This window comes from Agromyces sp. P1_H4 (assembly GCF_056405255.1).
On sequence record NZ_JBFUCL010000111.1, the window covers coordinates 1 to 10,410 of the forward strand.

General features: G+C 71.0%; 10 protein-coding genes. 2 read left to right on the top strand and 8 right to left on the bottom strand.

Annotated elements, in window-relative coordinates; all coding sequences use genetic code 11:
• Nucleotides 1-28: 28 nt before the first annotated feature.
• Complete coding sequence (locus AC1DY2_RS08920) at nt 29-358, bottom strand: DUF4190 domain-containing protein (protein ID WP_476762091.1); 330 nt, start codon at nt 356-358, stop codon at nt 29-31.
• 169 nt (nt 359-527) lie between these two features.
• Between AC1DY2_RS08920 and AC1DY2_RS08925 the strand changes: the two genes are divergently transcribed.
• Nucleotides 528-1,874, top strand: coding sequence for a uracil-xanthine permease family protein (locus AC1DY2_RS08925; protein ID WP_476762092.1), 1,347 nt, complete (start codon nt 528-530; stop codon nt 1,872-1,874).
• On the opposite strand, the gene AC1DY2_RS08930 is transcribed toward AC1DY2_RS08925, so the two are convergent.
• The 6 genes from AC1DY2_RS08930 to AC1DY2_RS08955 all read right to left on the bottom strand — a co-directional run bounded on the left by AC1DY2_RS08930 (nt 1,832) and on the right by AC1DY2_RS08955 (nt 8,721).
• A complete protein-coding gene (locus AC1DY2_RS08930) occupies nt 1,832-3,286 on the bottom strand; it encodes an NCS2 family permease (protein ID WP_476762093.1) in 1,455 nt (484 codons plus the stop codon). The two genes, AC1DY2_RS08925 and AC1DY2_RS08930, sit on opposite strands and share 43 nt — an antisense overlap.
• Before the next feature lie 55 nt (nt 3,287-3,341).
• A complete protein-coding gene (locus tag AC1DY2_RS08935) occupies nt 3,342-3,683 on the bottom strand; it encodes a peptidase (RefSeq protein WP_476762094.1) in 342 nt (113 codons plus the stop codon).
• On the bottom strand, nt 3,680-4,858 hold the full coding sequence (locus AC1DY2_RS08940) for an inorganic phosphate transporter (protein ID WP_476762095.1): 1,179 nt from the start codon (nt 4,856-4,858) through the stop codon (nt 3,680-3,682). The genes AC1DY2_RS08935 and AC1DY2_RS08940 overlap by 4 nt, the downstream gene beginning before the upstream one ends.
• A gap of 89 nt (nt 4,859-4,947) precedes the next feature.
• A complete protein-coding gene (locus AC1DY2_RS08945; protein WP_476762096.1) occupies nt 4,948-5,430 on the bottom strand; it encodes an 8-oxo-dGTP diphosphatase in 483 nt (160 codons plus the stop codon).
• A 3-nt stretch (nt 5,431-5,433) separates the two neighbouring features.
• Nucleotides 5,434-6,465, bottom strand: a complete 1,032-nt coding sequence (locus tag AC1DY2_RS08950) for a 6-phosphofructokinase (RefSeq protein ID WP_476762097.1) — start codon at nt 6,463-6,465, stop codon at nt 5,434-5,436.
• A 132-nt stretch (nt 6,466-6,597) separates the two neighbouring features.
• Nucleotides 6,598-8,721 (bottom strand): DEAD/DEAH box helicase, encoded by a 2,124-nt coding sequence (locus tag AC1DY2_RS08955; protein WP_476762098.1) that lies wholly within the window; start codon nt 8,719-8,721, stop codon nt 6,598-6,600.
• 283 nt (nt 8,722-9,004) lie between these two features.
• Between AC1DY2_RS08955 and AC1DY2_RS08960 the strand changes: the two genes are divergently transcribed.
• A complete protein-coding gene (locus AC1DY2_RS08960) occupies nt 9,005-9,211 on the top strand; it encodes a hypothetical protein (RefSeq protein ID WP_476762099.1) in 207 nt (68 codons plus the stop codon).
• 4 nt (nt 9,212-9,215) lie between these two features.
• Here AC1DY2_RS08960 and AC1DY2_RS08965 read toward each other — a convergent pair.
• The coding region (locus tag AC1DY2_RS08965; protein ID WP_476762100.1) for a DUF2207 family protein at nt 9,216-10,410 on the bottom strand (1,195 nt) is incomplete at its 5' end.

Consider the following 10,410-nt stretch of genomic DNA (forward strand, 5'->3'; position numbering starts at 1 on the left):
GTCCTGGACGTGCGACKCGAGCGTGCGATCAGAGGAACGCGAACGGCAGCATCGCAAGGCCGAAGACCAGTGCGCCGATGGTGAAGAGCACCGTGCCGGCGAGCATGACGCCGTTGAGGACGATGCCCCAGATCGCCATCGTGCGCGACTGCGGCTCGCGCTGCAGGGCCATGACGCCGAGCACGAGGCCGGCGACCGGCACGAAGAAGGTCGAGCTCGCGACGATCGAGACGAGGCCGAGCACGAGGCTGGCGATGCTGAACCCGCGCGACTCCGCCGTGGGCGCGGCTCCCGGCGCATATGGGTTCGGCTCGCCGAACGGCGCCTGCGGCTGCGAGGTGGGCGTTGCGGTGGTCATGGTCATGTTCTCCTGTTCGTGGGGTGTGCTTCCACGCTACGGRTGCCGCACGGCCGGCGACATGGGGCTATCCCCCCGATCCCGCGGTGGCACGCCCGCGCGTGCCCCCGGTGGCGCCCTCCCCGACGGATACGATCGCAGGGATTCGGCCCCTCACGATCGGAGCAGCATGCACCTGCCCTGGACCGTCCACGGCGACGGAGCCCACGTCGCGCCCGGCGAGGTCGTCGCGCCCGGCGAGCGCCTGAGCTGGCCGCGCACCATCGGCCTCGGCGCCCAGCACGTCGTCGCGATGTTCGGCGCGACCTTCCTCGTGCCCATCCTCACGGGCTTCCCGCCCGCGACGACGCTGTTCTTCTCGGGCGTCGGCACCATCCTGTTCCTCGTCATCACGCGGAACCGGGTGCCGAGCTACCTGGGCTCCTCCTTCGCGTTCATCGCACCGATCCTCGCGGYGATGGGCGCCGACGTCGACGACCCCATGGGCGCCGCCTTGTTCGGCATCGTCGTGGTGGGCATCCTGCTCGCCCTCGTCGGCCTCATCGTGCAGTGGGGCGGCACCGGCTGGATCGACGCGCTCATGCCACCGGTCGTCGCGGGTGCCATCGTCGCACTGATCGGGTTCAACCTCGCGCCGGTGGCGAAGTCGAACTTCGAGCAGGCGCCGCTCACGGCCCTCATCACGCTCACCGCGGTCATCGTGGCGAGCGTCGCCTTCCGCGGCATCCTCGGGCGCATGTCGATCCTGCTCGGCGTCGTGATCGGCTACGTCGCCGCGGTCGTGCAGGGCGAGGTCGACTTCGGCGCGGTGGCGGATGCCGCGTGGGTCGGCCTGCCGCAGTTCCACCTGCCCGCGAACCCGTTCGCCGACAGTGCCGTCTGGGGCATGCTGCCGGCGTTCCTGCCCGTGGTGCTCGTGCTCATCGCCGAGAACGTGGGACACATCAAGGGCGTCGCGCAGATGACGGATGCGTCGATCAACGCCTCCACCGGACGCGCGCTGTTCTCCGACGGGCTCGCCACCACGATCGCGGGCTTCTTCGGCGGCTCGGGCACCACGACCTATGGCGAGAACATCGGCGTCATGGCCGCGACGCGCGTGTACTCGACGGCCGCCTATTGGGTCGCCGGCCTCTTCGCCGTGCTGCTCGGCCTCTCGCCCAAGGTCGGCGCGGTGATCAACACCATCCCGCCCGGCGTGCTCGGCGGCATCACCACCGCGCTCTACGGCCTGATCGGGATCATCGGCGTGAAGATCTGGATCGACAACCGGGTCGACTTCACGAGCCCCGTGAACCAGTTCACCGCCGCGACGGCGCTCATCATCGGCATCGCCGACTTCACGTTCAGCTTCGGGGAGGTCTCGTTCAACGGCATCGCGCTCGGCACGATCGCCGCGATCGTCATCTACCACCTGATGCGCGGCATCGCCCGCGTGCGGGGCACCGACGGCCCGCCGGCCGCGCGACCGGATCAGCCGCCGAGCAGCGTCTCGATCGGACCCCGCACGAAGTAGACGAGGAATCCGGCCGCGACGATCCAGAGCAGCGGGCTGATCTCGCGGGCCTTGCCCGAGCACGAGCGGATGACCACCCAGCTGATGAAGCCGGCCCCGATGCCGTTGGCGATGGAGTAGGTGAGCGGCATCACCGTGATGGTGAGGAACACGGGCAGCAGCACCGAGAAGTCGGCCAGGTCGATGCCGCGGATCTGCGCCATCATGAGCGCGCCCACGATGACGAGCGCGGCGGCGGCGACCTCCGAGGGCACGATGGAGGTCAGCGGCGTGAAGAACATCGCGAGCAGGAACAGTGCGCCGGTCACGAGGTTCGCGAGGCCCGTGCGCGCGCCCTCGCCGATGCCCGCACCGGACTCGATGAACACCGTGTTCGACGAGCTCGACGTGAAGCCGCCGGCGACGGCGCCCACGCCCTCGACGATCAGCGCGGAGCGCAGGCGCGGGAAGTCGCCGCGCTCGTCGGCGAGGCCCGCCTCCTTGGACAGGCCCGTGAGCGTGCCCATCGCGTCGAAGAAGTTCGTGAACACCAGGGTGAAGACGAGCATGAGGGCGGCGAGCACGCCGATCCGCTCGAAGCTGCCGAAGCTCACCTGGCCGACGAGCGAGAGGTCGGGCAGGCTCACCCACTGCTCGGGGAGCGCGGGCACCGAGAGTCCCCATCCGCCGTCGTTGTCGACCTTGGAGCCGAAGTGCCAGATGGCCTCGGCGATGAGGGCCAGCACCGTGCCGCTCAGCAGGCCGATGAGGATCGCCCCGCGCACCTTGCGCGCGACGAGGATGCCCGTGAGCAGGAGGGTGACGACGAACACCAGCGTCGGCACGGTGGCGATGGAGCCGCCGACCCCCAGCCCGACGGGCGGCGACGACAGGCCCGTCGACGTGACGAATCCCGCGTCGACGAACCCGATGAAGGCGATGAACAGGCCGATGCCCACGGTGATGGCGATCTTCAGCTGCAACGGCACGGCGTCGAAGATGAGTCGTCGCAGGCCGGTCGCGGCGAGCAGCACGATGATGAGGCCGTTGATGAGCACGAGGCCCATGGCCTCGGGCCAGGTGACCTGGCCGACGACGCTCACCGCGAGGAACGAGTTGATGCCGAGGCCCGCGGCGAAGGCGAACGGCAGCCGCGCCACCACGCCGAACAGGATCGTCATGACCCCGGCGGTCAGGGCGGTGACCGCGGCGACCTGGGCGAACCCGAGCTGGTCGCCGTCGACGTCGGTCGCGCTCGACAGGATGATCGGGTTCAGGATGACGATGTAGGCCATCGTCACGAACGTCACGAGGCCGCCGCGCACCTCGGCGCCCACGGACGAGCCGCGTGCGGTGATCTCGAAGAAGCGGTCGAGGGCGGACGTCGAGCGCGGGCTCTCGGGCGGGACGTCGGTACGGGTGGAAGTCGTCACGCGACGACCCTAGCCGCGCATCGGCTGACGCTGCACACCTGAGGGATCCTCTGCGTCAGTTGAGGAACCCGTGGAGCACCGGCACGATGAGGTAGATGCCGACGACCACGGCGATCGCGCTGACCACGAAGCACACCCGGGCGCCGATGAGCGCCGCGCGCTTCTGCCCCTCGGTGAGCGGGCTCTTCTTCGCGGCCTTGGCCGCCTTCTTCGCCGCGGCCTTCGCCTCGGCAGGGGTGATGACCGCGATCGCGTCGGTGAACTCCGCCGGCGTGACGATCGGGGTGCGACCCGACACGGTCAGGAGGCGGAGGCCGAGCGAATAGGTGCTCACGACGACGACCGTCGCGAGGAGCGCCGAGACGAGCACCAGGAGGAACGCGAGCCAGTCGATCACGGCGCCACCTTCTTCTTGGGCTTGGGGTTGTTCTTGATCTTCACCGCACGACCGGAGCTAGCGACCTCGCTCACGACGTTCGAGGCGTCGACCTCGTTGCGCCGCGACCAGAGGAAGATCCCGCCGATGACCACGGCCCCGACGATCGTGTCGATGACGATGCCGATGACGCCGAACGTGGCGACGAAGGCCGCCAGCGCGCCCACGATGCCGGCCGAGGGAAGGGTGAGGAGCCACCCGACGCCGATGCGGCCGGCGGTGCCCCAGCGCACCTTCGAGCCGCGGCGACCCATGCCCGACCCGATGACCGAGCCCGACGCGACCTGCGTCGTCGAGAGGGCGAAGCCCAGGTGGGTGGACGCCAGGATGGTCGCCGCCGTCGAGGTCTCGGCGGCGAAGCCCTGCGCGGGCTTGATTTCGGTGAGCCCCGTGCCGAGGGTCTTGATGATGCGCCAGCCGCCCACGTAGGTGCCGAGCGCGATCGCGACGGCGCAGACCGTGATCACCCAGAACTCGGGACCGCTGCCCACGGGCTGCAGCCCGACCGAGATGAGGAGGAGGGTGATCACGCCCATCGTCTTCTGGGCGTCGTTGGTGCCGTGCGCCAGTGCGACGAGCGAGCTCGAGAAGATCTGTCCGTAGCGGAACCCGTCGCGGCCGTCGGGCTTGCCGTCGTAGCGGCGGGTGATCGCGTAGGCGAGCTTCGTGGCCGTGTAGGCGATGAGTCCGGCTGTGAGCGGCGCGAGCACCGCGGGCAGCACGACCTTCGACAGCACCACGCTGAAGTCGATCGCGTACACGCCGAAGCCCACGATGGTGGCGCCGATGAGTCCACCGAAGAGCGCGTGGCTCGACGACGACGGCAGCCCGAGGAGCCAGGTGATCATGTTCCAGACGATCGCGCCCAGGAGGCCGGCGAAGATCAGCTCGGGGGTGATCAGGACCCCGCCGTCGCCCTCCTTGATGATGCCGCCCGAGATGGTGCGCGCGACCTCCGTGGAGAGGAAGGCGCCGACCAGGTTCAGGATGGCGGCGATGGTGACGGCGACCTTCGGCTTCAGCGCACCGGTCGCGATGGGCGTGGCCATCGCGTTCGCGGTGTCGTGGAAGCCGTTCGTGAAGTCGAAGAAGAGGGCCAGTACGATGACCAGCACGACGAGGAGGGTGAGTTCCACCGGCGTCTTTCTCTGGATCGGTGCTGCGATTCACCGAGTGTTCAGGGACCGTGGGTTGCGGATGCGGCGAGCGCCGTGCCCCGTCGATACTACGCGACCGGTTCGGGTGCATCCACCACGGTGGCGAGATCCTCACCGAAGACGAAGGTGCGACGCACCCGCCCTCCGGCGAGCACCGCGGGCAGCCAGTGACGCGCGTCGTCCCACATCTCGCCGTACGGCACCGCGTCGACTGCGAACCACTCGGGGTCCAGTTCGTCGGAGCCCGACGGTGTCCCGGTCCACGCACGGCAGACGAACACGCTGGACTCCTGGCTCCACGCCTCCCGATGCGGGAAGTGGTAGGTCAGCAACCCCCGCGGTTCGAGGTCGGATGCCGCGACGACGACCCCCGACTCCTCGAACACCTCGCGAACGGCGGCGTCGGYGGCGGACTCCCCCGCCTCGAGCTTGCCGCCGAGTCCGACGAAGTTGCCCATGCCGAGGCCGTGCTTCTTGCGTCCGAGCAGCACCTCGGTCGTGCCCGCCCGCTCGCGCAGGAGGTAGCAGACGCAGACCTGGGGCAGCGGCATCCGTCAGCCGAAGAGGATCTTCGCCTCGTCGTAGCGCGACTGGGGAACGCGGTTGAGGCTGTGCGTGGCGTCGGCGATGGAGACCGTCGCGATGTCGGTGCCGCGGAGGGTCACCATCGAGCCCCAGGCGCGCTCGTAGACGGCGTCGACCGCCGCCATGCCGAGGCGGGTCGCGAGCACCCGGTCGTAGGCGGTCGGCTCGCCGCCGCGCTGGATGTGCCCGAGCACGGTCGCGCGCGACTCGATGCCGGTGCGCTCCTCGATCATCGGGGCGATGAGCTCGGCGATGCCGCCGAGGCGCGGGCGGTTGAACGCGTCGAGGCCCTTGTGCGAGTGCGCCTCCTCCATGCCGTCGAACTTGAAGCCCTCGGCCACGACGATGAGCGGCGCACGCCCGCGCTGGCGCACGGACTCGACCCACTCGCAGATCTGCTCGATGGACTGGGGCTGCTCGGGGATGAGGATGGCGTGGGCGCCGCCCGCCATGCCCGAGTGCAGCGCGATCCAGCCGACGTGCCGGCCCATGACCTCGAGCACCATGCAGCGGCCGTGGGAGTCGGCCGTCGTGCGGAGCCGGTCGATCGCCTCGGTCGCGATCTGCACGGCGGTGTCGAAGCCGAAGGAGTAGTCGGTGGCCGCGAGGTCGTTGTCGATGGTCTTGGGGACGCCGACGACGTTGATGCCGCCCTCGTCGTAGAGACGGCGTGCCGCCGTGAGCGTGCCCTCGCCGCCGATGGCGACGATCGCGTCGATGCCGTGCTCGTCGAGCATGCGCTGGATGTTCTCGGGGCCGCCGCCCTCGCCCTCGAACGGGTTGGTGCGGCTGGAGCCGAGGATCGTGCCGCCCTGCTTCGCGAGGCCCCGCACGTCGTGACGCGTGATCTCCATGAGGTCGGCCTTGACGACACCACGCCAGCCCCCACGGAACCCGACGAACTCCGTGTCGTGGGCGATGACGCCCTTGAGCACGGCGCCGCGGATCACGGCGTTCAGGCCGGGGCAGTCGCCGCCGCTGGTGAGGATCCCGATCTTCATGTGTGGACGACTCCAAGGTGCTCGAAGCGAACAGTGGTGTTGCCGGGCCGCAGCGTCGGGGCGTATCGACTGCGGCAGTCTATAGGGTTCCTCAGGTCCCGCCCGAACGGTGCGGGACCCCGGCCCGCGGCGTCAGAGCGTGCCGTCGAGGGCCGCACGCAGCAGGTGCTGCAGGGCGTCGAGCTGCACCGAATCCGCGGAGCCCGGCTCGACGTCGCTGCCGTCGAGCGCTCGCGCCGCGAGTCCCTGCTTCGAGTCGATGAGCTCGGCGATGCGCGCGTCGATCGTGTGCGCGGCGATGATGCGCCAGGCGGTGACCGGCTCGTCCTGGCCGATGCGGTGCACCCGGTCGATCGCCTGCGTCTGCTCGGCGGCCGTCCAGCTGAGCTCGGCGAGCACCACGTTGGACGCCGCCTGCAGGTTGACGCCGACGCCGGCGGCCGTGAGCGAGCAGACCGCCACGGCGACCTCGGGATCCGTGTTGAACGCGTCGATAGCTGCCTGGCGCTGCAGCGCGGTCTGGTCGCCGCGCAGCGACACGGTGCGCAGCTCGCGCGCGGCGAGCGCCGCCTCGGCCTGGTCCATGACGTCGATGTGCTTCGCGAAGAACACGACCTTGCCCACCGAGCGGGCCAGCTGGGCCGCGTAGTCGGCCGCGAGGCCGGCCTTGGCCTGCCCGATGCGGCGCACCATCGTGAAGACGTTCTCGCCCGACTTCGCCGACTTCGACTCCTCGAGCTCGGCGCTCGCGACGGCGCGGATGTACTGGTCGCGCTGGTCGTCGTCGAGGTCGCCGATGCGAAGGTTGCGCGCCTCGACGAGGGCTCGGAAGCGGCCCACGAGGCGATTGCCGAGCTCGCGCTCGGCCGCCCGGACCGAGCGGCCCAGCTCGTCGTCGAGCTCGACCGGCAGGTCGGCGATGCGCTTGTCGGGCAGGTCGGCCGCGACGTCGACCTTGCGGCGGCGCACGATGCCGAGGTCGATCACCGTGCGGCGGGCCTCGACGTAGAAGCCGTGATCGGCCGGGGTCAGCCCGGTCTCCTCGAGCTTGCCGAGCAGCGCCGGTGAAGGCCTGTCGCCGTCGATCCAGCCGAGGAACTGCCAGATGGCCCGGAAGTCGTCGACGTCGTTGATGAGCGGCGTGCCGGTGAGGGCCAGCAGCAGCGGGTCGCCGCCGGGAGCGGCGCGACGGATGCGGTCGGCGAGCGCGAGCACGTTGCGCGAGCGCTGCGACTGCAGGTTCTTGATGAAGTGCGCCTCGTCGACGACCATGCCGCGGAACCCGAGGGTCGACAGCCACGCCATGTGCCGGTCGAGCACGTCGTAGTTGACGATCACCACGTCGGCGAAGGCGTCGAGGGTGTCGCCGTCGCCGTGGATGACCGTGGCTCGCCGGTGCGGGGTCCACCGCTCGACCTCGCGGGCCCAGTTCATCTTCACCACGTTCGGCACGACCGCGAGGAGCGGGTAGGCGTCGGCGACGGATGCCGCGAGCACGGACTGCGCCGTCTTGCCGAGGCCCGGCTCGTCGGCGAGCAGGAACGTGCGGTGACCGAGCCGGGCGGACTCGATGAACCGCGCCTGGTGCTTCATGAGCTCGAGGCCGCGGGGGGCGAGCCGGTCGACGGCGGGCGCCTCGGGCAGCTCCATGGTGGCCGCCTGGCCGCCCGAGCCGAGCTCGAACGACTTGAACAGCGGGCCGAGCAGCTCCCAGTTGGCGAGGCGGCGCACGGGCACCACGGGCGCCGGCGGCTTGGAGAAGTCGGGCGCGAGGAAGGGGTTCGCGAGCAGGCGCGACCGCACCGAGGCCGGGATGACCTGGTTCTCGCCGAGCTCGGGCTTGGCCTCGGGCTCGCGCGTGATGATGAGCTCGTCGGGGCTCAGCTCGGCGCCGGACTCGAGCAGCCAGTCGCGGCGGAAGCGCTGCGCGACCGTGGAGATCGAGGCGTCGGGCTCCAGCAACTGGATGAGGCTCGTGTCGCGCGCGGCCGTCTTCGCGAGGATCTGCGCGATGCCGTCGAGGCGCTTCAGCAGCTCGGCCCGTGCGGCGTCGGCGACCTCGGGGTCGGACTTCACCCGCGCCCGCTCCTCGCGCATGAGCAGCGCGATGACCTGGAACTTCGTGCGGTTGGTCGGCCCGAGCTTGCCCTTCTGCGCCTTGGTCTCGACCTCGCGCACCTTGCGCGCGAGGATCGGGATGATGGGTGCGTCGTCGTCACGTGATCTCGTGCGCTGGCGCTGCCTCGTCTGGGCCATGGTCCTCCCGCTCTCGGGCCGTCTCCGGCTCGCCCCCTCGTCACCGGTGGCGGTGGTCGGGACCGCTCGGGGCGACCGTGATGTCGCCGCACGCGGTACGCCGAATCCCGAACCGAGCAGCACGCGAGCCGGGCTCACGTGGTCGGGCCGAAGAACGGATTCGTCGGGCGCGTCCCTATTCTAGCCCGACTGCGCGGCCGACGGGCGCCCGTGACGCGACGATGGCACCCACGACGCCGGATCCACCGGTGCGGCCGCCATGGAGTCGGCCTATGCTTCAGCCATGGACGAACGCGCGGGAGCGGGCGCCATCTCGCCCGAGGACGACGAATTCACGGTGTCGCAGGACACGGAGTTCGACGAGGAGGAGCTCGCGGCCGACGACGACCACCGGCCGCTCGACGACAGCCTCGCCGATGAGGTGCCCGGCCTCGACGCCGAGCGCCGGGTCGACCTCCGCGACGAGCGCGCCCCCGACGCCGAGGACTGACGGCTCAGACGCCGCCACCGCCTCCGCCGCCGCCACCACCGCCCGACGAACCTCCGCCGCCGGATCCGCTCGACGACGAGCTCGAGCTCGACCCCGACCACGACGTGCTCGACGCCGACGAGAACGATGCCACGCCGACCGCGAACGCGCGTGAGTCGAAGGCGCCCCGCCCGGCGTACCACCCGGGTGTCTCCCCGCGGGCCTCGTAGAGGGCCGCGAGTTCCCGGCTCCATTCCTGCTCGAGGCCGAAGAGCACGGCGTACGGCAGCAGGCGCTCGTTCAGCTTCAGCACCACGGCGGGGTCGAGGGTCACGGCGGTGGCCGCGGCATCCGGTGCCGTCGGCACTCCCGCCACGGATGCCGCCGCGGGACGGTCCACGCGCAGCGCGCCGCTCGGGCTCTGCAGCACCCGCAGCCGATCGGCCTCGGCGAGCCGGATGTAGAGGCGCAGCCCCTCGAGGTGGTCGCGGACCTCTCGGCCCCGCTCGGTGAGCGGCCGGACCCCGGCGACCACGAAGACCGCGGCGATGGCGGCCACGATGGCTCCGGCGAACAGGATGAAGGGCCAGGCGCCGCCGCGGTGGTCGTCGAGCGCCACGACGCCGAAGACGACGCTGAGGGTCGCGGCCCCGATCGCCGCGACGGCGAGCAACAGACGCAGCACCGGGTCGGGACGCCGACGGAGTCCCTCCTGCGCCACGCGCTTCGCGACGGCCTGGCGGAGCGCGAGCAGGCGGCGACCGAGGGTCGTGTCTCGCGACTTCAGCTCGCGCCGCGCGCCCGGGAACGGCGCGTCGCTGTAGAGCGCGGAGACCACCGAGATCGCGTCGGCGTCGCCCCACGCGCCGCCGACGAACTCGACGGCGTACTGCTTGCGGCCGGTCTCGACCACGCGGAGCTCTCCGGCCACCGCCCGCTCGAGGATGGTGGCGGTCACGCCCTTCTCCGCGCGGCCGACGAGGTCGGCGGCGACCATCGCGCTGACGCCCTCGGGCGGCTCGTACTGCGCGATGATGGTGCCCCGCCCGGGGTGATCGCGCCAGCGGAGCGCATACAGGACGATCGCGGCGACGAGGGCCGCGACGGCGAGGGCGGTGGCGACCGCTCCGGCGATGGCGGCGGGCGACGCCGCGAACGACTCATCGCGCGGCTCGAACGTCGCCGGATCGAACGCGGCGGCGAGCGTGAGGTTCTCGTAG

What these genes read in the sequence shown, in the direction of transcription:
- AC1DY2_RS08950 (WP_476762097.1), bottom strand. Translation starts at nt 6,465, where the DNA reads ATGAAGATCGGGATCCTCACCAGCGGCGGCGACTGCCCCGGCCTGAAC.
- AC1DY2_RS08955 (WP_476762098.1), bottom strand. Translation starts at nt 8,721, where the DNA reads ATGGCCCAGACGAGGCAGCGCCAGCGCACGAGATCACGTGACGACGAC.
- AC1DY2_RS08960 (WP_476762099.1), top strand. Translation starts at nt 9,005, where the DNA reads ATGGACGAACGCGCGGGAGCGGGCGCCATCTCGCCCGAGGACGACGAA.
- AC1DY2_RS08920 (WP_476762091.1), bottom strand. Translation starts at nt 358, where the DNA reads ATGACCACCGCAACGCCCACCTCGCAGCCGCAGGCGCCGTTCGGCGAG.